Genomic DNA, 26,565 nt, shown 5'->3' with positions numbered 1-26,565 from the left:
AATTTAGTGCCGCTTATTCCCGTTTTTTAGCATGTTTTGCAAGGGGGTGATGCATTTCCACCAGTTCTCGCAACCGTTCTTCCAGCACATGGGTGTAGATCTGCGTGGTCGAAATGTCGGAATGACCAAGCATTTCCTGCACCGCCCGCAGGTCGGCGCCGTTTTGCAGAAGATGGCTGGCAAAGGCGTGGCGCAGCACATGCGGCGAGATTGTCGTGGTCTTCAGACCGGCCCTTGCCGCAAGCCCCTTCAGGTCGCGGGCAAAGACCTGACGCGGCAGGTGACCGCTCGCGCTCCTGGAAGCGAAAAGATGGGGATTGTCATCGCCCGTTTCGTGCGCGCGCGCCTTGCGCTCGGCGTCGAAGGCCATCAGCGCCGCGTGAGCGCGCACGGAGAGCGGCACCGCGCGCTCCTTGTTGCCCTTGCCGCGAATGGTCAGAAACCGCTGTTTGGGCTTCAGCGCGCCGGCCGGCAGCGTCACCAGTTCGGAGACACGCATGCCGCTGGCATAGAGCGTTTCCAAAAGGGCGGCCATGCGCATGCGCTCGAACTGGCCCGGCCCCGGCTCGCGGGCCTCGCGCTGAGCCTGCTCGAGAAGCTTGTCGACATCGGCAACCGAAAGCGTCTTTGGCAGGGCCTGCGCCTTCTTCGGCGCATCGATCACGCCCGTCGGGTCGTCCTCGCGCAGGCCTTCGCCATAGAGAAACTGGTAAAACTGGCGGAGCGCGGACAACCTGCGCGACTGGGAACTGGCGGCAAAGCCGCGTTTGCCGAGGGCCGAGAGATAGGCGGTGATGTCGGCGCTCGCGGCAGCATCGGCGGCGACGCCGCGATCAATCAGAAAGTCGCGGAAGTCATCGAGATCGCGCTGATACGCGGCAAGCGTGTTGTTGGCCGCGCCGCGCTCGGCGCTCAGCATTTCGATGAAGGCTTCGATATGGGCGCCCGAGAGATCCAATGATGATATCCGTGTTGAAACCCTAATTCTTCAACGCCCGGCTTGACGCACTTATAGCATTTGCCGATACGTGGCTGAAAACAATGGGCGCAATATGAACGCAAAGCAAGATACGGGCAAAACGGGACTGAGGGAAAAGGCGCTTGCCGGGCTTGCCGGCCGCAACCTGATCCTCGTCGGCCTCATGGGCGCGGGCAAGAGTGCCATCGGCAAGCTTGTCGCCAATGCGCTCGACCTGCCCTATGTCGATACCGATCACGAGATCGAGGACGCCGCGCGGATGACGATTGCCGATCTCTTCGCCCAATATGGCGAGCCGGAATTCCGCGCGCTGGAAACCAGGGTGATCGAACGGATCCTGTCAGAAGGCCCGGCAATCGTCTCGACCGGCGGCGGCGCCTTCATCAATCCGGCCAACCGCGAGCTGATTTCAAGTTCCGGCCTTTCCATGTGGCTGAAGGCGGACCTCGACACGCTGTGGGACAGGGTCCGCCGCCGCCAGACGAGACCGCTTCTGAAGACCGAAAACCCGAAACAGACGCTGAAGGATCTTATGGACAAGCGCTATCCGGTCTATGCGCAAGCGGATGTGACCGTTCTTTCGCGCAATGTCCGCAAGGAGACGGTGATGCGCGACGTACTGAAGGCCCTTGCGGCCCTTGACGGAGGAAATACGCGTGAAGAGTAAAGAGACAGCCGACAAGCGGATCGTTCGTGTCGACCTCGGCAATCGCTCCTATGATATCCTGATCGGATCCGGCCTGCTGCAGAGCGCAGGCGGCGAGACGCTCGCCCGGCTTGCGTGCCGCAAGGCGGCGATCATCACCGACACCCATGTCGCGCCGCGCTATCTCGACATGCTGACCGAAAGCCTGCAGACCGATGGCATCGAGACCTTCTCGCTGACGCTGGCGGCAGGCGAGAAGACCAAGAGCTTCGAAAATCTTCATACCGCCGTCGATTTCGTTCTCGATGCCCGTATCGAGCGCTCCGATGCCGTGATCGCGCTCGGCGGCGGCGTGATCGGCGATCTGGCGGGCTTTGCAGCAGCGATCGTGCGCCGGGGCGTGAACTTCATCCAGGTGCCGACATCGCTGCTCGCCCAGGTGGATTCCTCCGTCGGCGGCAAGACCGGGATCAACACCCGGCAGGGCAAGAACCTCGTCGGCGCCTTTCACCAGCCGCATCTGGTGCTTGCCGATACCGACACGCTCGACACACTTACCTCGCGCGAATTCGCCGCCGGTTACGCCGAGGTGGTGAAATACGGACTGATCGACCAACCCGATTTCTTCCACTGGCTGGAGAAGAACCGCAAGGCCGTCTTTTCCGGCGGCGCGGAGCGGGTGGAGGCAATCGCGCGGTCCTGTGCGGCGAAAGCCGCCGTCGTTGCCGCCGACGAGCACGAGAACGGCGTGCGCGCGCTTTTGAACCTCGGCCACACTTTCGGCCATGCGCTGGAGCGGGCGACCGGCTATGACGGCGCCCGCCTCGTCCACGGCGAGGGCGTTGCGATCGGCATGGTGCTGGCGCACGAGTTTTCCGCGCGCATGAACCTTGCAAGCCCCGACGATGCAAAACGGGTCGCCGCACATCTGAAGGAGGCCGGGCTACCGACCACGCTCGGCGATATTGACGGCGACCTGCCGCCGCCCGATATATTGATGGATGCAATCGGGCAGGACAAAAAGGTAAAGGGCGGGAAGCTGACCTTCATTCTGACGCGCGGCATCGGCGAGGCCTTCATCGCCGACGACGTTCCGCCGTCTGAGGTGCTGGCTTTCCTGACGGAAAAACAATCGCAATGACGCTGAGCGATCTATCGCACTTCTTCGCCGAACACTGGACGCTGATGGCCACGATCGTCGGCCTGATCGTCGTTTCGGCATTCTTCTCGGGCTCGGAAACGGCACTGACGGCCGTATCCCGGGCCCGCATGCACACGCTGGAGCAGCAGGGCGACAAGCGCGCCGGTTTCGTCAATGTGATGATCAACCGCCGCGACCGCCTGATCGGCGCGCTTCTGATTGGCAACAACCTGGTCAACATCCTCGCCTCGTCACTGACGACAACGCTGTTCCTGAGCATTTTCGGCGCTAATGGCGTGGCCTATGCGACGCTGATCATGACGGCGCTTCTGGTGGTCTTCGCCGAGGTCTTGCCGAAGAGTTGGGCAATTTCCGCGACCGACCGGTTCGCGCTCGCCGTGTCTCCGCTCGTGCGCGTGCTGTTTTTCGTCATCGGTCCGCTCTCAAGCCTCGTCAACATGATCGTGCGCTTCATTCTGGGGCTTTTCGGCGTGACGCTGACCAAGGGCAGCGAAATGCTGACCGCCCATGACGAAATCCGCGGCGCCGTCGACCTGCTCCATCGCGAGGGGTCGGTGATCAAGGCCGACCGCGACCGGCTCGGCGGCGTGCTCGACCTCGGCGAGCTTGAGGTCTCCGACGTGATGATCCACCGCACGGCCATGCGCGCCGTCAATGCCGACGATCCGCCCGAAGCCGCCGTCAGGACAGTACTGGAAAGCCCCTATACGCGCCTTCCCGTCTGGCGCGGCTCGATCGACAACATCATCGGCGTGGTCCACTCCAAGGACCTGTCGCGTGCGCTCGCCGAACCGCATGCCGCACCGTCGACGATCGACATCGTCAAAGTGGCGCAGAAGCCGTGGTTCGTGCCCGACAGTACCAATCTGAAGGACCAGCTCAACGCCTTCCTGCGCCGCAAGGTGCATATCGCCGTCGTCGTCGACGAATACGGCGAGGTGCAGGGTATCGTCACGCTGGAAGACATTCTGGAGGAAATCGTCGGCGACATTTCCGACGAGCACGACCTGGAAATCTCCGGCGTGCAGCAGGAAGCCGATGGCTCGATCGTCGTCGACGGCACGGTCCCGATCCGCGACCTCAACCGCGCGCTGGACTGGACGCTGCCGGACGAAGAGGCGACCACGATTGCCGGCCTCGTCATCCACGAGAGCCAGACCATACCCGAGGAGCGCCAGTCCTTCACCTTCTATGGCAAGCGCTTCATCGTGATGAAACGCGAGAAGAACCGCATTACCAAGCTCCGGATCCGTCCGCTCGGTGGCGCTGCGGCGGCAACCCCGCCGGCGGAGTGAGGCCGGGGGATGGCTGAACACAGTCAGCGTCTTGGCGAACCTCTAGCCCCTCTCCGCGTCATCTTCGGGACAAGCCCGAGCATGACGGAAGAAAGTGGAGTAGGTTTTGTCCTTAATAACACGGCGCCGGCTGCCCCCCCTTACCACCGCGTCTTCTCGCCCGGGGCGGCCGCCTCGATGGCGAGTGCATGCAATCCGTTCTCGATTTCGCCGGCAAGCGCCTCATTGACGGCACGATGACGTGCGAGACGATTCATCCCCTGAAACTTGTCGGAGACGATCCGAATCCTTAAATGGGTGATTTCGGGGGCGTCCGGCTCATCATAGTGCCCGGCATGCTGGGCACTTTCATCCATCAGCACCAACCGTTCGGGGTTGAAGAGGCTTTTCAGCCTGTTTTCGATTTCGGCGGTTGACGACACTGTCTGCTCCTGATTTGTCCCTGCTTCGCGCGTCAGCGCGTTAACGGTTCAGGAAGCCAGTAAGAAATCCCGTTGTCAATTCTTGTTGTGGCGGGATCACAAGGTCATAATCGAGCGCCATGAATCTTGACTCCAAATATTTCGACCGTCTGCGCACCAAGCGCAAACGCCCGGCATCGGCCAAGGCCGAGTCCGAAGCCGCTGCCGCCGTCTGCCAATGGGACGGCTGCAACAAGCCCGCGAAACACCGCGCACCCGTCGGCCGCAATGCCGAGGGGCAATTCTTCATGTTCTGCTTCGAGCACGTGAAGGCCTATAACAAGGGCTACAATTATTTCGACGGCCTGTCAGACAGCGAGATCGCCCGCTACCAGAAGGAGGCGCTGACCGGCCATCGTCCCACCTGGACCGTCGGCGTCAACGGCGCGGCCCGCAAGACGCCGCTCAACGGCTCGAAAAAGGCCGGCAACACCGCGTCATTTTCGCGCATGCGCGACCCCTTCGGCTTTGTCGATGACGGCAAGGAGGGCGCGCCCAGGCGACCGCGCCACCAGCGCAAGCTGAAGACGCTCGAATCCAAAGCCTTCGACACGCTGGGCCTGACCGCAGAGGCAACGCCCGACGATATCAAGAAACAGTACAAGGCTCTGGTCAAGAAGCACCATCCCGACGCCAATGGCGGCGACCGGGGCTCCGAGGAAACTTTTCGTGCCGTGGTGCAGGCATACCAATTGTTAAAGCAGTCCGGCTTCTGCTAGACCGTTTTTGACCGAAAGAGCAGCACAGACGTTTGAGCGGCGCTTTTCGAAAAAGGCCGCGCTGGAGACATGATGAGCAAGATTGAACTGGACTATTCCAACGCACCGGATACGACGGTTTCGGTTCGCGAAACATTTGGTATCGATGTCGACCTTCAGGTTCCCGCCTATTCGACCGACGACCCCTACGTGCCGGATATCGACCCCGACTACCTTTTCGATCGCGATACCACGCTCGCCATTCTCGCAGGCTTTGCCCATAACCGCCGCGTGATGGTCTCCGGCTATCACGGCACCGGCAAGTCCACCCATATCGAACAGGTCGCCGCACGCCTCAAATGGCCGTGCGTGCGCGTCAATCTCGACAGCCATGTCAGCCGTATCGACCTTGTCGGCAAGGATGCGATCGTCGTGCGCGACGGCCTGCAGGTCACCGAGTTTAAGGACGGCATCCTGCCCTGGGCCTATCAGCACAATGTCGCGCTCGTCTTCGACGAGTATGACGCCGGCCGTCCGGATGTGATGTTCGTGATCCAGCGCGTGCTTGAAAGCTCCGGTCGCCTGACCCTGCTCGACCAAAGCCGCGTCATCAGCCCCCACCCGGCCTTCCGCCTGTTTGCCACGGCGAACACGGTCGGCCTCGGCGACACGACCGGGCTCTATCACGGCACGCAGCAGATCAACCAGGCGCAGATGGACCGCTGGTCGCTGGTGACCACGCTCAACTATCTGCCGCATGAGCAGGAAGTCGCGATCATCCTCGCCAAGGTGAAGAGCTTTGCTGCGAGCGAAGAGGGCCGTGAAACCATCTCCAACATGGTGCGCGTTGCCGATCTTACCCGTTCGGCCTTCGTCAACGGCGACCTTTCCACCGTCATGAGCCCGCGCACGGTCATCAACTGGGCCGAAAACGCGGAGATCTTCGGCGATGTCGGCTTTGCCTTCCGTGTCACCTTCCTCAACAAGTGCGACGAGCTCGAGCGCACGCTGGTGGCCGAGCAGTATCAGCGCGCCTTCGGCGAGGAGCTGAAGGAAAGCGCCGCCAACGTCGTCATCAGCGCCTGAGGAAAAACCCATGGCCGGCCCCGGCGACAACAGAAAGACCAATCCGCACGCGCCCGTGGACCTGGAACCGCTGCACCGCGCCGTGTCCGGCTGCGTGCGCGCGGTCTCCGGCGACAAGGAAGCGGAGGTCGTCTTCTCGCGCGACCGGCCGGGCATGAGCGGCAGCCAGATCCGCCTGCCGGAATTCTCCAAGCGGCCGACGGCAAGCGAGCTTGCCGTGGTCCGCGGCCTTGGCGATTCCATGGCGCTCCGCATGGCCTGCCACAATCCGGTCACCCATGCGCAGATGGCGCCGAGCGGCAGCGATGCGCAGGCGATTTTCGACGCGGTCGAACAGGCCCGCGTCGATTCAATCGGGGCCAAGCGCATGCCCGGTATGGCGCGGAACCTTGCCGCCATGCATGCTGAGAAATACGACAAGGCCAATTTCGCCGCGATCGACCGCAAGGAGGACGCCCCGGTCTCCGAGGCCGTGGCGATGCTGGTGCGCGAGAAGCTTTCCGGCGAAAAGCCGCCGGAATCGGCCGGCCAGGTTCTCGATTTCTGGCGCGATTTCATTGAGCAGAAGGCCTCCGTCGACCTCGACCGGCTGGCCGAGAGCATTGATGACCAGCACGCCTTCGCCCGCACGATCCGCTCCATTCTCTCCTCCATGGAACTCGCCGATGACTATTCGGACGAAGACATGGAAAGCGAGAACGAGGAAGAAAACATCTCCGACGAGGAGCAGCCCCGTTCCGAACGCCAGAATGACGAGCAGTTCGACGAGGATGCCGGCAATGACTCGGCGCCCGCCGATGAAAGCGACGACAGCGACGAGGAGATGGACCAGGGCGAGCTTGACGGCGCGGAAGTGGCTGATACCGAGCTCGACGAGGATGCCGATCCCGACAGCGAGGTCGCCGGCGAGACCAAGCGCCCGAATACCCCCTTCGACGACCTGAACGAGAAGGTCGACTACAAGGTCTTCACCGAGGAATTCGACGAGGAAATCCGGGCCGAGGAACTGTGCGACCAGGAAGAGCTGCAGCGCCTGCGCGGCTATCTCGACAAGCAGCTTGCCCATCTGCAGGGTGCTGTCGGAAGGCTCGCCAACCGCATGCAGCGCCGGCTGATGGCCAAGCAGAACCGGTCCTGGGATTTCGATCTCGAGGAAGGCTATCTCGATACCGCCCGCCTGCCGCGCATGGTCATCGATCCGATGCAGCCGCTCTCCTTCAAGATGGAGCGCGACACGCAGTTCCGCGACACGGTGGTTTCGCTGCTGATCGACAATTCCGGCTCGATGCGCGGCCGCCCGATCACGGTTGCCGCCACCTGCGGCGACATTCTGGCGCGCACGCTGGAACGCTGCGGCGTGAAGGTCGAGATCCTCGGCTTCACCACCAAGGCCTGGAAGGGCGGGCAGAGCCGCGAGAAATGGCTTGAGGAAGGCAAACCGACGACCCCGGGCCGCCTCAACGATCTGCGCCATATCATCTACAAATCCGCCGACACCCCCTGGCGCCGCTCGCGCGCCAATCTCGGCCTGATGATGCGCGAGGGCCTGCTCAAGGAAAACATCGACGGCGAGGCGCTGATCTGGGCCCATGACCGGCTGATGGCGCGTCCCGAACAGCGCCGCATCCTGATGATGATTTCCGACGGCGCGCCGGTGGATGATTCCACGCTCTCGGTGAATCCCGGCAATTTCCTCGAAAAGCACCTGCGCGCTGTGATCGAGCATATCGAGACCCGTTCGCCGGTTGAGCTTCTGGCGATCGGCATCGGCCATGACGTGACGCGCTATTATCGCCGCGCCGTCACCATCGTCGACGCCGACGAACTGGCCGGCGCCATGACCGACCAGCTTGCCGGGCTGTTCGAGGAGCAGGCCGCCGGCATCACCAGGGGCAGAAAACGTCGCTGATGAAAGCCGCCTCTGCTTTTCTGGCGCTTGCGCTTGTCGCAGCGCCGGCAGCCGCTGCCGTCGCCCCGGTTGATGCCGTCCCGATCGAGACATTCGCGCCAGAAAAGGACACGGATCGTTTTGGCCGCCTCGAATTCGTCGGCGGGCTGACGCTGAGCTCGCCCAACCCCGATTTCCAGTCCCTTTCCGCCATTCGCTTCCGGCCCGACGGCAAGCGCTTCATCGCCGTCGCCGATACCGGCGAATGGGTTGACGGGCGGGTGACGCGCGATGCGTCCGGTCGGCTTTCCGGCCTTGCCGATGTCACCGTCACGCCGATGAAGAATGCGAAAGGCGTGCATGCGGGCAAGAGTGGCATGGATGCCGAGAGCCTCGCAATCATCGGCAACAAGATCTATGTCGGCTTCGAAGGACGCCACCGGATCGACAGCTACCCCCTGAAGGGCCATGACCGGGCCAATGCCGCCCCGGGCCCCGATTTCCTGATCCCGCCCTTTGAGCTCCGGCGCAATGGCAGTTTCGAGGCGCTCGCGGCCGACGATGCCGGCCGTATTGTGGTCATTGCTGAAAAGAGCATCGACAAGAACGGCAATCTCTTCGCCGCAATCATTCGCGGCGCAGACAAGGGCGTCTTCAAGGTCGTCAAGCGCGAAGGATATGACGTCACCGACGCGGCTTTTCTGCCGGATGGCGACCTGCTTGTGCTGGAGCGGCGGTTCTCCCTGCTTTCCGGCGTTGCCATGCGCATCCGCCGCCTTCCCGGCAGCGCCATCCGCCCCGGCGCAGTGGTTGACGGGCCGGTGATCATGCAGGCCTATGGCGGCACCCACCGGATCGACAATATGGAAGGCATGGATGTCATCCGCGCCGATGACGGTTCGCTCCATGTCATCCTCGTTTCCGACGACAATGATTCGCCGCTGCAGAACACGCTGATGCTGGAGTTCAGGCTGGTCGATTAAGATCTCCGTCAGGCGCGACCATGGCCTGAAGCATGACAAGGCCCTGCAGATTGATCCGCTGCGCTTCTTCCGGAACAAGATCGTCCCAGTTTTCCGCAAACCAGCGATCAAGCGCGCGCGCGCTGGCAAACAGCATGTCGACAATCAGCCCCTGCGGCACGTCGGAGCGGATTGCGCCAAGCCTCTGACCGTGCGCGACGAGCAGAGCGGCGCCAGCCTTGAGCTGACCGAGCGGCGCTTCTAGAGCCCTTTCGGCCTCCGGGCCTTCATGCATGGTTCTCCCGAGTGAGGCTGTCGTGGGCTCGGCGATCAGAAGCGCGCCCAATTGCCCGAAGGCAGCGTTGAGCGCGTTCCAAAATCCAGCCCGATCCCCTGCCTCAACGACCCGCTTGACATCAAGCTGACCGGCAAGACGGGCAAGCGCACGCTCGATCGCCGCGCAATAGAGGTCGGCCTTGTCGTGGATATAGTAATAGGCCTGACCCTTGCTCATGTCCGATGCCTTCAGGATTGCATTCAGCGAAGCACCGGAGAACCCGCGTTCGGCGAAGGCCGCCGTCGCTGCCGCAAGCAATGCCTCGCGGCGTTCAGGCGTCAGCGTCTCCAGCCGCTCCAACGCTGATTTTCCCTCCGCCATCGGCTTCCCGTTGTTGCTGGATGCCATTTCCACACTTCCATTGACGCAATTAGACCACTGGTCTAATAGGCACTGTAACCATTTTTCAGCGGGCCTTCCACCGCTGAAACGAGAAAAAGGAGATGACCGATGCGCTGGCGCGGTGTCAATCATGTGGAATTCTCGGTGATCGACTACGAGAACTCGGTCGCCTTCTACGACAAGATGTTCGGCTGGCTCGGCTACAAGAGCTTCTGGACCATGGATATCGGTTATCGATCGACCTATTACATGGCGCGCTTCCCCTTCCCCCACAGCTATATCGGCATCCAGCCGGCAAGGACCGGCGGCAAGCTCGACCACGAAGCACGCGCCACGGGCATCCACCACATCGCGCTCTGGGCGAAAAGCCGGCGCGAGGTCGACCGCTTCCACAAGGAGTTTCTCGTCGGAAGTTCGGTTCCCGTCACCGAGACGCCGGCCGAATATCCGGTCTATGCGCCCGGCTATTACGGCGTCTTCTTCGACGACCCGATCAACGGCATCCACTGGGAGCTTGCGCATATTCCCAAGATCGCCTCGCCCGCCGCCTATCTGCGCAGCAGCCGCGCCTGGAAAGACGCGGAAATGCAGCATCCCGAGTGGGACGGCTCGCCTGCAAGGAAGGCCTTCCGCACACTGCCGCGCGGCTAGAGCAATTCCGCGTTTCACGGAAACGCGAAAAGGCTCTATCTCTTTGTTTTTACGCAATTCCGGACGGTGAACCTGTGTCCACTTCACCTGGAATTGCTCTAGCGCATCGGCCCGATAGTCGGAAAGCATGATGCGTAGATTCAATTGGTTAGAGCGTCCTTTGTGCGCCCGAATGGACGCACGGCGCTCAATTGCCTAAAGACTGTCCTCGCGCACCCAGACGCTGACGCTGCCAGCATTGACGGGAAAGGCTGCCCGGCCTTCTTCATCCGTTTCCACCGCATCTTCCCGGTGACCGAGGAAATCGCGGAAAGTCGCATTGGCGTGCGCTTCGCCGAGGTCCACGTCCTTTGCCGTCTCCTCGCCATTGGTCAGCACCGTCACGGAACCGGGTGCCTCGCCGGTCCCCTCGCGCACAACCGCCAGACAATTCGAATCGTCGAAGTAAAGCGTCTCCGCGCCATTGGCAAAGCGCTTTCGCGCCTCGATCAGCTTCGGCAGGCATTCGATTCTCGGCATGTCGATATCGTATTCCTCTCCGTCCGAGCCCTTGTCGCGATACTGAGCGCCATAGAGGTCAGCATAGAAGACACTCGGCACACCCTGTTCGCGCATCAGGATCAGCGCATAGGCAAGCGGCTTGAACCAGGGTTCAACGGCAGCCTCGAGCGATTGCAGCGGCTGGGTGTCGTGGTTTTCGACCAGCGTGACGGCATGGTCCGGCACTTCGGCAACCAGCGTGCCGTCAAAGATGGTGCGCATGTCGTAGTCGCCGCCAGCAGCCGAGGCATCGTGGAAACGGTAATGCAGGCCGACATCAAAGAGCATCAATTGCCGGTCGACCAGGTCGAGATAGGTCTTCAGCGCATCGATCTCGGGATGCCAGTATTCGGCGACGACGAACATGTCCTCCTTCACGGCCTCGCGCATATGGGCGATCCAGTCACGGAAGAACCAGGCCGGAATGTGCTTGGCGGCATCGAGCCTGAAACCGGCGACCGGCACCTGCTCCGAGAACCAGCGGCCCCAGTATTTCAACTCTTCCGCCACGGCACGGTTGCGGAATTCGACATCCGCGCCGATCAGATAGTCATAATTGCCCAGCTCCTGATCAACCTCGTCATTCCATTCGCCATCGCCATATTCGTTGACCAGGCGGAAGACGCCGGTCTCGTCCGGATCCTCGATATAATCGACGCCGGTGAAGCATTTGTGCGTCCAGACAAATTCGGAATAGGCTCCGTTGCGGCCCGGGAAGGTGAAGCGGGTATAGGCCAACGCCTCGAAGGCCTCGTCCTCGATCTCGGTGCGATCCTCCGGGTCGGCGCGGCGCACCTTCACCCGTTCCTTTTCGTCCGCGCCGAGCTTGTGGTTGAAGACGACATCGTGGATGACGCCGATGCCGTGGCCGGCAAGCGTGTGGCAGGCATTTTCAAGAGCGCCGCGGTCGCCGTATTTGGTGGCAACCGTTCCCTTCTGGTCAAATTCGCCGAGGTCGAAGAGATCATAAGTGTCGTAGCCGACGGAATAGCCGCCCGCGGCCCCCTTCGAGGCCGGCGGCAACCAGACATCGGTGATGCCCATGCCGGCCAGTTCCTCCGCCTTTTGCGCCACCTCATCCCAGAGCGTCCCGCCTGATGGATAGTACCAGTGAAAAAACTGAAGCAATACGCGTCCGGCCATGCTGTCCTCGCGGTTTGGGTGAGCCGACCTTAAACGGGCGGTGATGGTGAAAGTTCCGCGCCGAGCGGTTTCAGGACGGAGGTGATCTTTGCGCCTGCCGCCGAATTATGCAAACAAGACTTGACGGCTGTCACCCGTCGCGCCGATATCCTCCCCAAGACGGCGACCAGAAGGAACACCCCATGCAAGAGACCATCATCCGCGCCAATCCGGAATTTGCCAAGGACGAGCTTCGTCCGCGCATCTTGCATATCGGCTTCGGCGGTTTCGCCCGTGCCCATCCGATGGTCTACCTGCAGGAAGGCATGAACAAGGCGGGCGGCGATTTCGGCGTTGTCGCCGTGCGCTTGAATTCCGGCATGGAGGAACTGACCGCGCTGGACGAGGCCGGCCATGACTACCTGATCGCCGAGATGGACGCCGAAACAGTGACCGCGCGCAAGATCGGCGTGGTCACCGGCACCTGCCACCCCAAGCGCGACGGCATCGATACGCTTCTCGACCTGATTGCGTCCGAAGCCATGGCCGTGATCAGCCTGACCATCACCGAGAAAGGCTATTGCGTCCGCAACGGCCATCTCGACCTGGAAAACAAGGGCATCATCGCCGATCTCGCCACCCCGGAAGAACCCGGCACGGCGATCGGCGTCATCGTGGAAGGCCTGAACCGCCGCCGTAACGCAGGCCGCGACGGGCTGACCGTGCTGTCCTGCGACAACCAGCCCGACAATGGCAAGCTTGCCCGTGCCGCCGTGCTCTCCTACGCCCACCAGCGCGACGGAAAGCTGGCCGACTGGATCGACGCCAATGTCTCCTTCCCCTCCACCATGGTCGACCGCGTGGTTCCCGCGCTCGACGATTACGGTCGCGGCGTGCTGCGCTCGCTCAATGACGGCAAGGATGATGAGAACGGCATTGTCTGCGAGCCCTTTCGCCAGTGGGTGATCGAGGATGATTTCGCCACCGCCCGGCCGCCGTTTGAAGAAGGCGGGGCGATGATGACCGATGACGTGCGCCCCTTCGAGATGATGAAACTCAGAATGCTCAACGGCGCGCATACCTTCCTTGCCATGCTCGGCAGCCTTGCCGGTCTCGAAACCGTCTCCGCCTGCATGGAGGACGACGTGTTCCGCCGGGCCGCGCGCCAGATCATGATGGACGAGCAGCGCCCGACGCTGCCGGAGATCGAGGGTGTCAGTTTCGAGGAATATGCCGACGCGCTGATCGAGCGCTTCGCCAATCCGAAGCTGAAGCACCGGACCGCGCAGATTGCCTGGGACACCAGCCAGAAACTGCCGCAGCGCCTTCTCCACGGCATCGAGATCAACATCCGGAACAACCACCCATGGCCGCTTCTGGCGCTCGCCGTTGCCGGCTGGATCCGGTTTGTAAAGGTGACGTCGGAAAAAGGCGGCAAGCTCACCGATCCGCTTTCCGAAGAGCTTCTCGCGGAAGCAAAAGCCTATGACGGCGACCAGCTTGTCGATCGCATTCTCTCAAACGAATCGATCTTCGAAGAGGACCTGCGCCGCGAACCCGCCTTCCGCTCGGCCATTACCGGCGCCTATCGCTATATCGTGGAAAAGGGCCCGCGCGCGGCGGTCGAGGCCGTGCTGAAGGCTTGATAAAGGCGGGAGATTTTCCCGTCTTGGCATCGTGAGCCCTCGTCCGAACGCTCGTTTCTTCCGTCATGCCGGCCTTGAGCCGGCATCCAGGGCGGTTCTCGCAAACATATCCGTTCACGGCACACCAAAAGGCCAGTCGTATGGCTCTGCATCCCGGCTCATGGCCGGGATGACGGCAGAGTGTGCGGCAGGCTATGTAGCAAGACGCGCGAACGCAGAACCAAATCCTTACCCATTCACCGGCCGCATCGGTCTCAGCCAGGTCATCAGCGCGCCATAGGGCAGCAGCATGACGAGGCTGAAGATCAGCTTGACCGAAAGGTCGCCGAGCGCCCAGGAAACCCAGCGCGGCACGTCCAAGAACGGGAAGACGCCGAAGAGCGGGGCAACACCGAGAGCGAATTCGTCATTGGCGCCGATGAAGGCGAAGATTGCAGCGAAGCTGATCGAGAAGAACAGCACCGTATCGAGGATCGAGCCGAAAAGCGAGCCGACAAGCGGCGCCTTCCACCAACTCTGGCGGCGCAGGCGATTGAAGAGCGTAATATCGAGGAACTGGCCCACCAGGAACGCAGTGCCCGAAGCGATCGCGATCCGCGGCACCGAGGCGTAGAAGGAAAAGGCGACGCCGACGACGAAGCCGGCGATGACGACCTTGCGCGCGGCCGTCGGACCGAACTGACGGTTGGTCAGGTCGTTGACGAGAAAGGCGAGCGGATAGGTGAAGGCGCCCCAGGTCAGAAGGTCGGCAAGCGAAATGCCGTAAACCATGCCCTGAACGGGATACTGGACCAGAATGTTGGAGGCGAGAACGACGCCTGCCATGAGCAGGCTGTAGATAATGACGGATTGCGACTGTCGCATTTTTTTATCCTGGGTGATGCCACCAGTTGGAGGACAAATAAAGAAAGCCTTACTGCCAGGCAGCAAGGCTTTCCAGTTTCAAAGCTGCCTGACGATCAGGCGGCGGCCTGTTCAGCCGTCTTCTTGATGATTTCCTTGCGGATCAGGCGGGCGCGCGGCGACAGCTCGCCCTCGCCGGACTTGATCAGGAATGCGTCGAGGCCCCCGCGATGTTCAACCGAGCGAAGCGCTGCAGCGGAAACGCGCAGGCGATAGCTCTGGCCGGTGGCTTCGGACATCAGCGTCACGCGGCACAGGTTCGGCAGGAACTTGCGGCGGGTCTTGTTGTTGGCGTGGCTGACATTGTTGCCGGACAGCACGCCCTTGCCAGTCAATTCACACGTGCGGGACATGATTTCACCTATACTCGTCTTCAGCCAACGGCTTACAACGGGACGGCCTAGTCCCGCGATCCAATTGGCGGCTAATTGGAAAGTTGCGGTTCTATAATCGGGCGACACGCAAAGGTCAAGGCGGGAAGCCGGATTTTCACGGGGACGCGAAAATTTACCGCTGTTTTTTTCAGCCCGCCTGAGACATAAACAGGTGAGCAGGAACGACCATATCACAGGTGCGAGAGAGCGACATGAGAAAAACCGTCATTTATCAGACTGTAATAGCTATGGTTTTTCTTTTCTCAGCGGCCACGGGCCGGGCCGAGGACATCACCCAGCAGACCGTCTATACTATCGCCTTCTCCGGCATCAAGATTGCCGATGCCGTGTTCAACACCACGGTCAATGATGGCGACTACCGGATTGCCGCCGACATCAAGGCGGCTGGAATCGGCAATCTCTTCACCTCGATCGCGGTCAAGGTCGATGCCAAAGGCGACTGGAAGGACGGCCGCCCCGAGACCCGCGAATTCGATCTGAGCTACCGCGACGGCGACTATGCCCGCGACTACGGCGCGGAGTTCTCCCGCAAGCGCGTTGTGTCTTCCACGATCGAGCCGGACCCCGGTCCACGCGGCGATGACTGGGTCGAGGTTACGGCGAAACACCTGCGCGGCGTGATCGACCCCGTCTCCGCCCTGCTGCTGCCGCCGTCCCAAAATCCCTGCCAGGGCAAGATCGCGATCTTCGACGGAGAGACGCGGCTGAACCTGGAACTGGCGTCCGCCGGCACCAAGCCTTTCTCCACAAAGGGCTTCTCCGGCCGCGCCGTCGGCTGCGCCATCCGCTTCCGCCCGATTGCCGGCTATGAACGCATGGATGACGACATCGAATATCTCGCCAATACGCGCGAGCTTGTCGTCTGGTTCGCCTTCAACGAAGAGCTCAATGTCTATGCCCCGGTCACCGCGCAGATCCCGCTGAAGATCGGCAAGCTGACGATTTACGCCTCGAAATTCGGCGTCTGATACGCAAGGCAAGTCCCATCATGCGCGCAACCCTGATCGGCTTCTCGGCCGTCATCATGTGGTCGTTTCTGGCCCTGTTCACGGCGGCCTCCGGCAATGTGCCGCCATTTCAGCTTTCGGCCATCGCCTTTGCCATCGCCAGCCTCCCCGGCATCGTGGTGCTGGTCGCGCGGCCCGAGCGCCGTCATGCGCTGCGCCAGCCGGCAAAGGTGTGGATCGCGGGCATTGCCGGCCTCTTCGGCTACCACTTCCTCTATTTCACCGCGTTGCGCAACGCGCCCGCCGTCGATGCCGGACTGATCGCCTATCTCTGGCCGCTCCTGATCGTCGTCGGCTCGGCGCTTCTGCCGGGCGAAAAGCTGAAGGCCCATCATATCGCAGGCGCGATCGCCGGTTTTGCCGGAACGGCGCTCCTGATCACGCGCGGCGGCGGTCTGACGATCAGCGGCGAATACACGCTCGGCTATATCGCCGCCTTTCTCTGCGCCTTCACATGGTCGGGCTATTCGCTGATCTCGCGATCCTTTTCCAAGGTCTCGACCGACGTCGTCACCGGCTTTTGCCTCGCGACCTCGGTGCTCTCGCTTCTCTGCCACCTGCTGCTTGAAACAACCGTCTGGCCGCAAACGGCGAGCCAGTGGCTGGCGGTGGCGGGCCTCGGCCTGTTTCCGGTGGGCATTGCCTTTTATGCCTGGGACTACGGGGTAAAGAGGGGCAATATCCAGGTGTTGGGAGCGGCAAGCTATGCCGCCCCGCTGTTTTCGACCATCGTGCTCCTTGTCGCCCGCTTCGGCGAGCCGGGGTGGCGCGTGATCGTCGCCTGCCTGCTGATCACCGGCGGCGCTGCTCTCGCGGCTCGCGACATGATCATCCGGAAAAAGACCTGAGGCGCTTTTCAGCCGGCAGGCGCCCAGCCCGGAGCGGCGAGCTCAAAATCATCGAAGACAAAGCCGGGAGCGACGGTGCAGCCCACCAGCGTGAAGTCGCCCGTGCTTTCCGCCGCCTGCCAGTGGCCGGCGTAGATCACGCCCTGCGGGCGTTCGCCGGCGATGATGTCCGGTCCGAGGGTCATCGTCTCGCTCATCCTCCCGTCTGGCGAGACCATCAGCTTCAACGGCGCTCCGGCATAGTAATGCCAGACCTCGACCGTCGTCAGAAGCCGGTGCCAGTGCGAGCGTTCTCCCGCCTTCAGCAGGAAATAGATCAGCGTCGAAGCGCCGCGTCCCGGCTCGCCGGCCGTATCGCGAAACGTTTCCGCATACCAACCGCCTTCCGGATGCGGCTGCATGCCCAGCGCATCAATTATGGCCTCGGCTGTCGGGGCGCCGGTCATCAGAAATTGTCCTTCAGCCGGCGGATCTCGCCGAGAACCTCGGCGTCGCTCGCATCGGCCATGTCGAGCTTCGCCCGGATCGCCGGATCGGCGACCCGAAGGAACGGGTTGGTCTTCTTTTCCAGTCCGATCGTCGTCGGAGTGGTGAAGTCACCGGCATCGCGCAACGCGGCCACCGCCTCGGCGCGCTCCTTCAGCACCTGATTGTCCGGATCGACCGAGAGCGCGAACTTGGCATTGGCCAGCGTATATTCATGGCCGAAATAGACTTCCGTTTCGTCCGGCAGCGCCAGTAGTTTTTGCAGCGACGGCCACATGTCGGAGGCCGGGCGCTCGGACAGGCGGCCGCAGCCCATGGCAAACAGCGTGTCGGCGGCAAACAGCAGGCCGTCATCGACGAAGTGATAGCAGACATGACCTGCCGTGTGGCCGGGCGTTTCGATGACGTTCACCTTGTGGCCGGCAAAATCCAGCTCGTCGCCCTCGCCCACGGCAAGTTCGAGACCGGGGATCACCACCGCCTCCTCGACCGGCCCGACGATGCGACAATCATAGCGTTCCTTCAAAAGAAGATTGCCCTCGACATGGTCCTTGTGGTGATGGGTGGTGAAGACGTCGGTGATGGTCCAACCGCGTTTTTCCGCTTCCGCTATGACCTTTTCGCCATCGGGCGCATCGATGCTGACCGTCTTTTCCGTCTCTGGGTCATGAACCAGCGCCCCGTAATTGTCGGATCGGCACATGAAAACGGCAATTTCCAGTGAAGTCATCTCAAGCCTCGCGATTGCTTACCCAGTCGGCTTCAATGTAGTACTGTGCGGTCTCAAGTCCAACCGGGGCCGCCTGAACTTCGCTCATGAACGCCGATATCGTTGACCTTCGTTCCTTCTATCACACACGGCTTGGACGGCTTGCCGCCCACTCGATCGCCATGGCGCTCGTTCCCGTCTGGCCGAAACTGCCGGACGAACGCTTGGTGGGGCTTGGCTACTGCCTGCCCTATCTGGACCGGCTCGGCGCGGATGCGGAACGGGTGATGGCCTTCATGCCCGCCTCGCAGGGCGCGATCAACTGGCCGGCGCATGCGGCATCGGCCACCGCGCTGGTGATGGATGACGAGCTACCGCTGCCCGACGCCTCGATTGACCGCGTGCTGATGGTGCACGCGCTGGAGTTTACCGAAAGCCCGCGCGAGACCCTGCGCGAGCTCTGGCGCATTCTCGCCCCCGGCGGCCGCCTCGTCATCGTCGCGCCCAATCGGCGCGGTGTCTGGGCACGGCTGGAACATACACCTTTTGGCAATGGCCGCCCCTATTCCAAGAGCCAGGTCACCGAACTGCTGCGGGAGACCAATTTTACCCCCGGCGCCTTTGCCGAGGCGCTGTTCTTCCCGCCGTCGAAGAGCCGGGCAGTGCTGAAATTCCGCTCCAGTTTCGAACGCTCCGGCCGCACCTTCTGGCCGGCCTTTTCCGGGGTCAATATCGTCGAGGCGCAGAAGCGGCTCTATCAGGGCCTGCCGGTTGCCGCGCGCGCCCGGCGCAAGGTTCTGGTGCCGGCCCTTGCCCCCCAGGGCGTGCCGACAACGCGCGATCGACCCTGAGGCCCTTGTCGCCAAGGGCCGCGCGCCCTCGACAAAGCGTCCAATCCTGATTATTCCTTCTCCGTTCAAAAACGGCCCTTGAGGCCACATGTTGTTTTCGAGGTTTCCTATGCCTGATCAGTCGATGAAGCCGACACCCCGCCCCGGTGTCATGGATATTGCCGCCTATGTCCCCGGCAAGGACCATGTTGAGGGCGTTGCCAAGGTGTACAAGCTTTCGTCGAACGAGACCCCGCTGGGCCCGAGCCCGAAGGCGATCGAGGCGATGCGGAACCTCGCCGAGACGCTCGCGCTCTATCCTGATGGTCAGGCAACCCAGTTGCGCGAGGCGATTGCCGCCAAATATGGCCTCAACACGAAGAACATCATTTGCGGCAACGGTTCGGACGAACTGCTCGGGCTGCTGGCCCATGTCTATCTCGGCGAGGGCGACGAGGCGATCATCACCGAGCACGGCTTCCTCGTCTACAAGATCCAGATCATGGCGAATGGCGCGACGCCGGTCACCGTGAAGGAAAAGGACGCGACCGTCGATGTTGACGCGATCCTTGCCGCCGTCACCGACAAGACGCGCATCGTCTTCGTCGCCAATCCGGGCAACCCAACCGGCACCTATGTGCCCTTCTCCGAGATCCGCCGCCTGCATGCGGGTCTGCCGAAGAATGTCATTCTTGTGCTGGACGCGGCCTATGCCGAATATGTCCGCCGCAATGATTACGAGGCAGGCCTCGAACTGGTCGCCGAAAACGCCAATGTGGTGATGACCCGGACCTTCTCGAAGATCTACGGTCTGGCGGCATTGCGCGTCGGCTGGCTTTACGGACCGCTCGAGATCGTTGGCGCGATGGACCGCGTGCGCGGCCCCTTCAACCTCAATGCACCGGCCATTGCCGCGGCAACGGCCGCGATCAAGGATGACGGCTTCACCCAGCACGCCGCCGCGTTCAATGCCGAATGGATCGAGACGCTGACGCGGGAACTGACCGCGCTCGGCCTGACCGTCACGCCCTCGGTCACCAATTTCATCCTGATCCACTTCCCCGACGAAGACGGCCTGCGCGCGCCCGACGCCGACCGCTTCCTGTCGTCGCGCGGTTATGTGTTGCGCGCGGTCGCCGGCTATGGCTTCCCCAATGCGCTGCGCATGAGCGTCGGCACGGACGAAGCCAACCGCGGCGTAATCGCGGCGCTGAAGGACTTCATGGCCAACAAAGCCAAGACGGATGCGGCATGAGCAGCTTTATGTTTGAACGGATCGCCCTGATCGGCATCGGCCTGATCGGCTCCTCGATCGCCCGCGATATCCGCGCCCGGGGCCTTGCCGGCGAAATCGTGGTCTCCACCCGCTCGCCGGAAACGTTGCGACGCGCGGAAGAGCTGGGGCTGGGCGACCGCTATACGGCAGCGGCCGAAGATGCCGTCCGGGGCGCCGATCTGGTAATCGTCTCCGTTCCCGTCGGCGCCTCCGGCGCGGTTGCGGAAAAGATCGCGCCCAATCTGAAGCCCGGCGCGATCCTCACCGATGTCGGCTCCACCAAGGCCTCGGTCATCGCCCAGATGTCGCCTTTCGTGCCGGAGGGAGTGCATTTCATTCCCGGCCACCCGATCGCGGGCACCGAACATTCCGGTCCGGACGCCGGGTTTGAAGGCCTCTTCGCCGGGCGCTGGTGCATCCTGACTCCGCTTGACGGCGTGGACGCGGCTGCAATCGGCAAGCTGACGAGCTTCTGGCAGGCGCTCGGCTCGACGGTGGACCGGATGGTGCCGGAACACCACGACAAGGTGCTGGCCATCGTCTCGCACCTCCCGCACATCATCGCCTACAACATTGTCGGCACAGCAGATGACCTGGAAGCGGTGACCCAGTCGGAAGTCATCCAGTATTCGGCCTCGGGCTTCCGCGACTTCACGCGCCTTGCCGCTTCCGACCCCACCATGTGGCGCGATGTCTGCCTGCACAATCGCGATGCCATACTGGAAATGCTGGCGCGTTTTTCCGAAGATCTCGCCTATCTGCAGCGGGCGATCCGCTGGGGCGAGGGAGACAAGCTGTTCGAACTCTTCTCGCGCACGCGCGATGTCCGCCGCTCGATCGTCGAGGCCGGACAGGATGTCGAAGCGCCCGACTTCGGCCGTCACGCCCTCGACAAGAAGGGCTGAGGCCTGACGGCGATCCCGTCAGACCGGCGGGATCCGGCCGAGCGGGATGAAGCCCAGCATCGCACGGCCCTGGTTTACCCGCACATCAAGCGCCATGGTGCGCTGGCCGCCGGTAAAGGACTTGATCAGCCCGGTCACCGTATCGACCGGTTGCGCGACCTCAGGGAAGGCAAGTTGCAGGACCTGCGAAATGCCGTCGATCCCGGTCAGCTCGACGCTGAACCGCCCGTCCAGGTAACCCTCCTTGTCAAAGGCAAAACGGCCGGAAACGGCGATATGCGAGGCCCGTTCGCCAATCGCAAGCGTTGCCTGGTTGAGGATCCCGCTCTTGCCGCGAAGCCTGTTGGAGCGAATCTGCTTGGTCGCCAGAAGCTCGCCCCCGTCATCGACGGTCGCGAGAAGGTTGACGGAGACGGAGGGCAGCGCCTCGGCATTGTTCTGCGGGCGCAGGACGCCGTTGGTCACGGTAAGGGCAAGATCGAGATCGCCGTCATCATTGCGGACAAGGCCTTGCGCATATTCAGCCGTCAATGTCCCCTGCCGTCCTGCGGGAACGGCAAAGCGCGCCGTCAACCCTTCAACATCGAAGGAAATCAGCCTCGGCGCCGCGCGACCATAGATCAACTTGCCGCCGAGATGTTCCCACTCGGAACGCAGGATCATGCCGGCATCATTGTCGAGCGTCGCGGGGCCCGTGACCGTTGCCATCACCGACCAGGGCGAATAGACGGGCGCCTCGGCGAGCAGTCGCGGCGTGTCGAAAACGGCATCGGTGTTGCGGTCCCGCACATGCAGGCTGTCGCAGAAGAAACCGAAGCTTGTCGGAAAGCCCTGATAGCCGATGTCCTCGCAGCTGACGACCGTATCATTGCCATCCTGGCCTTCCAGAAGTTCGAAGATGCGGGCCTTGACCGTGCGGGCGATGAAGAACCAGCCGAGTGCATAGGCTATGAGGATGATGACCAGCACGATCAGCGACCATTTTAGATATTTGCGCGTGCGGGTTGAACCTGCCATGGTGGCTTCCCATTCTGTCCTTCATTGCAATCGGAGTCTGGCATAGCATATGGACGAATTCTGGGTCTTTGGCTACGGCTCGTTGATGTGGAATCCGGGTTTCCCGAGCCACAAACGCGCCCACGCCCGCCTTTCGGGCTATCACCGCAGCCTGTGCGTCTATTCATACGTCCACCGCGGCACGGCGGAAACCCCTGGCCTCGTTCTCGGCCTTGACAGGGGCGGCTTTTGCGAAGGCGTCGCCTTCGCCGCAAGGAATGATGACGAGGAGGCGGTGATGGCCTATCTGCGCGCGCGCGAACTGGTGACGAGGGTCTACCGAGAACTCGTCCTGCCGATCCGGCTCGAGAGTGGCGATACCGTTCCCGCCGTCACCTATGTGGTCGATCACTCCCACAAGCAATATGCGGGAAAGGTCGATATAGACAGGGCGGCCGACATCGTGCGACGCGGCCACGGCCAGTCCGGCCCGAACCGCGATTATGTGCTGAACACGGTCGACCACCTGAGACAGATGCGCATCGGCGATGCGGCGCTGGAATCGGTCGCCAAGCTTCTGCTCAACGAGCAACCGCGCCCCAGGCACGGCTGAGCGACATCAAAGCCCTTCTGCTGCATTCAGTTCCGCGACGCGCTTTCGCGTCACCTCGGGAAGGTTGAGATGCGGGTTTTCGGCGACGGTCTTGAGAAGCAGCCGGTCGCTTTCCCGCTCCATGGTCTCGACGAGTTCGGCAAAGAAGGCTTTCGGCGGCTTGCCCGGCGGGATCGCCGGCAGGATCTTCACCTTGAAATGGCCTTTCTGGCGGCGAAAATTGCCGCGCGGCCAGAACAGGCCCGGATGCATGACCACCGGCACGACCGGCACGGCAAGCCCGCTATAGATCAACTGAATGCCGCGCTTGTAGTCCGGTTCGGCGCCCGGAGGCCGTCGCGTGCCTTCGGGAAAAATGATTAACTGCCGACCAGTTTCAACCTCGGCCTTCGTCCGCTTGATCGCATCGGCCATCGCCCGGCCGCTTGCCGCGCGATCGACGGCGATCTGCCGTTGCTTCTTCAGGTACCAGCCGAAGAGCGGCATCTGGATCAGTTCGCGCTTCAGCATGAAGACGGAATCCGGGATCCACGGGAGCAACATGATCGTGTCCCATGCCGACTGGTGCTTCGGCGTGATGATGCAGGGTCCGTCCGGAATATTCTCCAGCCCCTCGATCTCGAAGGTCGTGCCGACCCAGAAACGCATCTGCCGGTTGACGAACCGGCCCCAGCCCTGAACCACGACGCGATAGGCGTTCTCGCGCGAGGCCGAGAAATAATAGGGAGACTGCACGATCATCCTCAGCGCCGTGCCGACGTAAAAGGCCGTATTGAAGGCGAGGGAACGGAGGACACCCATGGTTTTCACGTTTCCTGCTTCGCCGGGCGAAGGACCCGAAGTCCGGTCACCGCGCGCACATGCGCGCCCAGGAATTTGAGATATTCCGAGCCCAGCACCTTCACATAACGCAGATTGTCATACCAGGGGCCGGCCCCCTCGCCCAGCGGCACCGGATAGCCGACGAACACCGTTTCCGGATCGATATGGCGCAATTCAAACAGGCCGCGCGGCAGGTGATAGGCGCTGGTGACGACCAGGACGCGCCGGTAGCCGTGCTCCTCGATCCATTTGCGGGTCTCCACCGCATTGCCATAGGTGTCGAGCGCCTCGTAGCCGAAATCGACGCAGCATTCGAACAACTGGCTGTCGCCGCCCGTGGTCTTGCGGATGCTTTCCGGGGTTGTCGAGGGATTGACCCCGGATATCAGAAGCCGCTCCCCTGCGCCCTCGGCCAGAAGGAGAAGCGCCTCGTCGATGCGGCGTGCGCCGCCGGTGAGCACCACGATCGCATCTGTCTCGTAGATCGATGGCGGCCGTTCGCTGAGAACGCGGACGGTAAACCAGGCGAAGCCGACGCCAAAAGCCGTCAGCGCGGCAAGGGCTGCGACCAGAACGGCGCGCAGCACGAAGCCGCGACGCGTGACGCTCCGTCCTCGCGCACCATCCCCGTTGCCGCTCTTTTCCGGCGGCTTCCCGAGTTCGTTTTTCATCATCCTTCCATTCCGGATCGCTGACGACCGCAAACTTCGCGCACTCCGAATCAGCAGCCGGCCGAATCATTCCGCCGCCCTTCATACAGTACAGACGATATAGCTGAAATTCGGGCCGGACGACGACGACGGATAAGTTGAATATCCAAATGGACTAAAGCGTATCGGTGCGTGCCGGATCGGAGCGGATGCGATCGATCTCCCTGATCGTGCGCATCACCGTCAGCCGGGCCGTCAGCGTGGTGAGCGCCGCGATGATAACGATGGTCAGCAGGATCCCACCATAGGCGCCCCAGCCAATCGAGATCTTGCCGAACAGCGCCGTCGCCTGATCGGAACCGGGGGTCGCAAGGAAGCGCGCCTGCCAGAAACGCGCGATCACGAAAAACAGGCAGGCAAGCCCGCCGCCCAGAAACGCGCCCTTGAGCGCCACGTTGAGAAAATGGTTCTGGAACTGACGGGCAACAAAACCGCCCTCCGCGCCGACGAAATGCAGCACCTCGACAATGTCGCGACTGCCGGAAAGCGCGCCGCGCGTGGCAAACACCACCGTCAGCACCATGGCGGAGAACACCAGCGCCATGATCGAGACGCCGATCGTCGTCGTTGCGTCGGCCATGGCCGAGAGCCGGTTCACCCAGGCGCGATGGTCATCGAGATAGGCGCCCGGCACGGCGCGCTGAAGGGCGGCGGCCATGGCCGCGAAATCAGGGGGGTTATTCTCGTCGATCGTCACGATCACCAGGCGCGGCACCGGCAGTTCGTCGAAATCCAGCCCGGTCCCGAGCCAGGGTTCGAGCAGCCGCTCGGTTGCCGCCTCATCAACCACCTGACCGTCGATCGTGCCGACGAATTGCAGCGCTACGTCCCGCGCGGTCAGGAGCGCCTGGTTCATGTCGCGCCCTTCGGCGGGCTTGATCTGGATGGTGACCTCGCGGGAGATACCGCCCTGCCAGCTTGCCGCCGTGGCCCGTACCATGGAGACGCCGCCGAGCGTCAGGCAGGCGAGAAAGGCCATGATCGCGATCACCGCCATCAGCGCCCGTGACTGAACATTTGCAGGCGGAACGATCGGCGTCGGCTTGCCGCGGTTCCGGCTGGCCGCAGGCGGCCTTCGCACACTGCGACCATCTGCCGAGCCGCCCTGTTCCGCCTTGCGAGCCGGCCCCGGAGGCGACCCGGCATCGGCGCGCGACGCAGGGCGCTCGGGCTTCGGGGTCGCGCGGCTTCTGGCCTGCGGCAGCGGCGAACGGTCATCTCCGGCAAGCGCCCGTTGCGCTCGCGCCTGGCGTTCGCCTTCGCCGCGTCCTGCCGCAACCCTCTGACGTTCGGCCTGCGCCACCCTTTGTCGTTCCGCCTTTTCCTGCTCGCCGCGCCTGAGTTCAGCCTCGCGCGCTGCGGCCTCCTGCTGCATCTGTCGTTTGCGCGCGGCTTCCGCCTCGTGCACGCGGATCTCCTCGCGACGGCGCTCCTCGAGAATCCGCTCCTCAAGCAGGCGCTCCTCGCGGGCGCGCGCTTCCGCACGGCGGCGCTCTTCCTCGCGCTCACGCCGAAGACGCTCCTCCTCCAGGCGGGGATCGCGGATCGAACGGGGCGGCCTAGTCATAGATATCGAGCCTTCCCTCCGACAGGATCATCCGCCTGGCGTCATAGCGATCCATCAGCGCGATATCGTGGGTGGCGATCACCACTGCGGTTCCCATCCGGTTCAGTTCGACAAGCAGGCTCAGAATGCGCCGCGCCATCGGCGGGTCAACATTGCCGGTCGGCTCGTCGGCAAGCAGCACTTCCGGCTGGTCGATCAAGGCGCGCGCGATCGCCGCGCGCTGTTTTTCCCCGCCGGAAAGCACAGGCGGGCGCACATTGAGTCGCTCGCCGAGCCCGACCCATTTCAGCAGTTCGATCACGTCATTGCGGAAGGCGACTTCTTCCTTGCCGCGCACCCGCAACGGCAGGGCGACATTTTCATAGGTCGTCATATGGTCGAGCAGGCGGAAATCCTGGAAAACGATGCCGACCCGCCGGCGCAGCATCGGCAATTCCTTGTGGGGGATGACGGCGACATCGCGGTCAAAAAGGCGGATGAGGCCGCGGGTCGGCTGCAGCGCCATCAGCATCAGCCGAAGAAGCGTCGTCTTGCCCGCGCCGGAAGGGCCGGTCAGAAACTGAAAGGAATGCTTCGGAATGTCGAACGTCATGTCCCGCAGGACTTCCGGCCCCATTCCGTATCGCAGTCCCACATTTTCAAACTGGATCAATGCCATGGTCAGCAGGCAGCCTTCGTTTTCA

At 62.5% G+C, this 26,565-nt stretch carries 28 protein-coding genes; 15 read left to right on the top strand and 13 right to left on the bottom strand.

All coding sequences use genetic code 11. From position 1 onward, the window contains the following. Window positions 1–13: 13 nt before the first annotated feature. On the bottom strand, window positions 14–958 hold the full coding sequence (gene xerD / locus FF124_RS18475; RefSeq protein ID WP_138749944.1) for a site-specific tyrosine recombinase XerD: 945 nt from the start codon (window positions 956–958) through the stop codon (window positions 14–16). Between the two features lie 94 nt (window positions 959–1,052). Between xerD and FF124_RS18470 the strand changes: the two genes are divergently transcribed. Genes FF124_RS18470 through FF124_RS18460 form a run of 3 tightly spaced genes read left to right on the top strand, consistent with a single transcriptional unit; the run spans window position 1,053 to window position 4,082 of the window. Further along, entirely contained in the window at window positions 1,053–1,646 is a 594-nt protein-coding gene (locus FF124_RS18470) for a shikimate kinase (protein WP_138749943.1), read from the top strand. After that, window positions 1,636–2,766, top strand: coding sequence for a 3-dehydroquinate synthase (gene aroB, locus FF124_RS18465; protein ID WP_138749942.1), 1,131 nt, complete (start codon window positions 1,636–1,638; stop codon window positions 2,764–2,766). The genes FF124_RS18470 and aroB overlap by 11 nt, the downstream gene beginning before the upstream one ends. Window positions 2,767–2,810: 44 nt before the next feature. Beyond that, the gene (locus FF124_RS18460; protein WP_425462550.1) at window positions 2,811–4,082 is read left to right on the top strand and encodes an HlyC/CorC family transporter; all 1,272 of its coding nucleotides are present in this window, start codon (window positions 2,811–2,813) and stop codon (window positions 4,080–4,082) included. A 140-nt stretch (window positions 4,083–4,222) separates the two neighbouring features. On the opposite strand, the gene FF124_RS18455 is transcribed toward FF124_RS18460, so the two are convergent. Then, entirely contained in the window at window positions 4,223–4,504 is a 282-nt protein-coding gene (locus FF124_RS18455; protein WP_138749941.1) for a BolA family protein, read from the bottom strand. Window positions 4,505–4,623: 119 nt separating this feature from the next. Here FF124_RS18455 and FF124_RS18450 point away from each other — a divergent pair, with 119 nt between their 5' ends. From FF124_RS18450 to FF124_RS18435, 4 genes are all read left to right on the top strand, one after another. Further along, entirely contained in the window at window positions 4,624–5,262 is a 639-nt protein-coding gene (locus FF124_RS18450; protein WP_138749940.1) for a J domain-containing protein, read from the top strand. Window positions 5,263–5,334: 72 nt separating this feature from the next. Then, window positions 5,335–6,327 (top strand): cobaltochelatase subunit CobS, encoded by a 993-nt coding sequence (cobS, locus tag FF124_RS18445; protein ID WP_138749939.1) that lies wholly within the window; start codon window positions 5,335–5,337, stop codon window positions 6,325–6,327. A gap of 10 nt (window positions 6,328–6,337) precedes the next feature. After that, the gene (gene cobT / locus FF124_RS18440) at window positions 6,338–8,236 is read left to right on the top strand and encodes a cobaltochelatase subunit CobT (RefSeq protein WP_138749938.1); all 1,899 of its coding nucleotides are present in this window, start codon (window positions 6,338–6,340) and stop codon (window positions 8,234–8,236) included. Continuing rightward, on the top strand, window positions 8,236–9,198 hold the full coding sequence (locus tag FF124_RS18435; RefSeq protein WP_138749937.1) for an esterase-like activity of phytase family protein: 963 nt from the start codon (window positions 8,236–8,238) through the stop codon (window positions 9,196–9,198). Before cobT ends, FF124_RS18435 begins: the two co-directional genes overlap by 1 nt. Here the strand turns inward: FF124_RS18435 and FF124_RS18430 are convergent. Beyond that, window positions 9,182–9,862: a TetR/AcrR family transcriptional regulator gene (locus FF124_RS18430; RefSeq protein WP_187327001.1), complete on the bottom strand. Its 681-nt coding sequence runs from the start codon at window positions 9,860–9,862 to the stop codon at window positions 9,182–9,184. The two genes, FF124_RS18435 and FF124_RS18430, sit on opposite strands and share 17 nt — an antisense overlap. Window positions 9,863–9,964: 102 nt before the next feature. Here FF124_RS18430 and FF124_RS18425 point away from each other — a divergent pair, with 102 nt between their 5' ends. Further along, window positions 9,965–10,507 (top strand): VOC family protein, encoded by a 543-nt coding sequence (locus tag FF124_RS18425; protein WP_138749935.1) that lies wholly within the window; start codon window positions 9,965–9,967, stop codon window positions 10,505–10,507. Window positions 10,508–10,702: 195 nt separating this feature from the next. On the opposite strand, the gene amyA is transcribed toward FF124_RS18425, so the two are convergent. Next, complete coding sequence (amyA, locus tag FF124_RS18420; protein WP_138749934.1) at window positions 10,703–12,190, bottom strand: alpha-amylase; 1,488 nt, start codon at window positions 12,188–12,190, stop codon at window positions 10,703–10,705. Between the two features lie 182 nt (window positions 12,191–12,372). On the opposite strand from amyA, the gene FF124_RS18415 reads away from it, so the two are divergent. Then, entirely contained in the window at window positions 12,373–13,815 is a 1,443-nt protein-coding gene (locus FF124_RS18415) for a mannitol dehydrogenase family protein (RefSeq protein WP_138749933.1), read from the top strand. A 228-nt stretch (window positions 13,816–14,043) separates the two neighbouring features. Here the strand turns inward: FF124_RS18415 and FF124_RS18410 are convergent, their stop codons facing one another. Both FF124_RS18410 and rpmB read right to left on the bottom strand, forming a co-directional pair. After that, window positions 14,044–14,679, bottom strand: a complete 636-nt coding sequence (locus FF124_RS18410; RefSeq protein WP_138749932.1) for a VUT family protein — start codon at window positions 14,677–14,679, stop codon at window positions 14,044–14,046. Between the two features lie 95 nt (window positions 14,680–14,774). Beyond that, window positions 14,775–15,071 (bottom strand): 50S ribosomal protein L28, encoded by a 297-nt coding sequence (rpmB, locus tag FF124_RS18405; protein ID WP_138749931.1) that lies wholly within the window; start codon window positions 15,069–15,071, stop codon window positions 14,775–14,777. Window positions 15,072–15,340: 269 nt separating this feature from the next. Here rpmB and FF124_RS18400 point away from each other — a divergent pair, with 269 nt between their 5' ends. After that, window positions 15,341–16,081, top strand: a complete 741-nt coding sequence (locus FF124_RS18400) for a DUF3108 domain-containing protein (RefSeq protein ID WP_187327000.1) — start codon at window positions 15,341–15,343, stop codon at window positions 16,079–16,081. Window positions 16,082–16,101: 20 nt separating this feature from the next. After that, window positions 16,102–16,968 carry an aromatic amino acid exporter YddG gene (gene yddG, locus FF124_RS18395; protein WP_138749929.1) on the top strand — a complete coding sequence of 289 codons (867 nt, stop codon included), beginning with the start codon at window positions 16,102–16,104 and terminating at the stop codon, window positions 16,966–16,968. An 8-nt stretch (window positions 16,969–16,976) separates the two neighbouring features. On the opposite strand, the gene FF124_RS18390 is transcribed toward yddG, so the two are convergent. Both FF124_RS18390 and gloB read right to left on the bottom strand, forming a co-directional pair. Beyond that, window positions 16,977–17,414, bottom strand: coding sequence for a cupin domain-containing protein (locus FF124_RS18390; protein WP_138749928.1), 438 nt, complete (start codon window positions 17,412–17,414; stop codon window positions 16,977–16,979). Next, complete coding sequence (gloB, locus tag FF124_RS18385; RefSeq protein ID WP_138749927.1) at window positions 17,414–18,184, bottom strand: hydroxyacylglutathione hydrolase; 771 nt, start codon at window positions 18,182–18,184, stop codon at window positions 17,414–17,416. The genes FF124_RS18390 and gloB overlap by 1 nt, the downstream gene beginning before the upstream one ends. Window positions 18,185–18,270: 86 nt before the next feature. Here gloB and FF124_RS18380 point away from each other — a divergent pair, with 86 nt between their 5' ends. The 3 genes from FF124_RS18380 (at window position 18,271) to FF124_RS18370 (ending at window position 21,174) form a co-directional block, all read left to right on the top strand. After that, window positions 18,271–19,014: a class I SAM-dependent methyltransferase gene (locus FF124_RS18380; protein ID WP_138749926.1), complete on the top strand. Its 744-nt coding sequence runs from the start codon at window positions 18,271–18,273 to the stop codon at window positions 19,012–19,014. A 124-nt stretch (window positions 19,015–19,138) separates the two neighbouring features. After that, window positions 19,139–20,248, top strand: coding sequence for a histidinol-phosphate transaminase (gene hisC, locus FF124_RS18375; protein ID WP_246072532.1), 1,110 nt, complete (start codon window positions 19,139–19,141; stop codon window positions 20,246–20,248). Next, window positions 20,245–21,174 carry a prephenate/arogenate dehydrogenase family protein gene (locus FF124_RS18370; protein WP_138749924.1) on the top strand — a complete coding sequence of 310 codons (930 nt, stop codon included), beginning with the start codon at window positions 20,245–20,247 and terminating at the stop codon, window positions 21,172–21,174. Before hisC ends, FF124_RS18370 begins: the two co-directional genes overlap by 4 nt. Window positions 21,175–21,192: 18 nt before the next feature. Here FF124_RS18370 and FF124_RS18365 read toward each other — a convergent pair whose 3' ends face one another. Beyond that, window positions 21,193–22,191 carry a DUF2125 domain-containing protein gene (locus FF124_RS18365; RefSeq protein ID WP_138749923.1) on the bottom strand — a complete coding sequence of 333 codons (999 nt, stop codon included), beginning with the start codon at window positions 22,189–22,191 and terminating at the stop codon, window positions 21,193–21,195. Between the two features lie 49 nt (window positions 22,192–22,240). On the opposite strand from FF124_RS18365, the gene FF124_RS18360 reads away from it, so the two are divergent. After that, complete coding sequence (locus FF124_RS18360; protein WP_138749922.1) at window positions 22,241–22,783, top strand: gamma-glutamylcyclotransferase; 543 nt, start codon at window positions 22,241–22,243, stop codon at window positions 22,781–22,783. Window positions 22,784–22,789: 6 nt separating this feature from the next. Here FF124_RS18360 and FF124_RS18355 read toward each other — a convergent pair whose 3' ends face one another. The 4 genes from FF124_RS18355 to ftsE all read right to left on the bottom strand — a co-directional run bounded on the left by FF124_RS18355 (window position 22,790) and on the right by ftsE (window position 26,534). After that, window positions 22,790–23,584, bottom strand: a complete 795-nt coding sequence (locus FF124_RS18355; RefSeq protein ID WP_138749921.1) for a lysophospholipid acyltransferase family protein — start codon at window positions 23,582–23,584, stop codon at window positions 22,790–22,792. A 5-nt stretch (window positions 23,585–23,589) separates the two neighbouring features. Continuing rightward, a complete protein-coding gene (locus FF124_RS18350) occupies window positions 23,590–24,276 on the bottom strand; it encodes a YdcF family protein (protein WP_187326999.1) in 687 nt (228 codons plus the stop codon). A gap of 154 nt (window positions 24,277–24,430) precedes the next feature. Next, a complete protein-coding gene (locus FF124_RS18345; RefSeq protein ID WP_138749977.1) occupies window positions 24,431–25,312 on the bottom strand; it encodes a cell division protein FtsX in 882 nt (293 codons plus the stop codon). A 562-nt stretch (window positions 25,313–25,874) separates the two neighbouring features. Beyond that, entirely contained in the window at window positions 25,875–26,534 is a 660-nt protein-coding gene (gene ftsE, locus FF124_RS18340; RefSeq protein WP_138749976.1) for a cell division ATP-binding protein FtsE, read from the bottom strand. Window positions 26,535–26,565: the final 31 nt, after the last annotated feature.

The sequence above is a fragment of the Martelella lutilitoris genome (genome assembly GCF_005924265.1).
Taxonomy (GTDB): domain Bacteria; phylum Pseudomonadota; class Alphaproteobacteria; order Rhizobiales; family Rhizobiaceae; genus Martelella; species Martelella lutilitoris.
The sequence above is the reverse complement of the archived record's forward strand: the minus strand, read 5'-3'. Positions and strand labels throughout refer to the sequence as shown.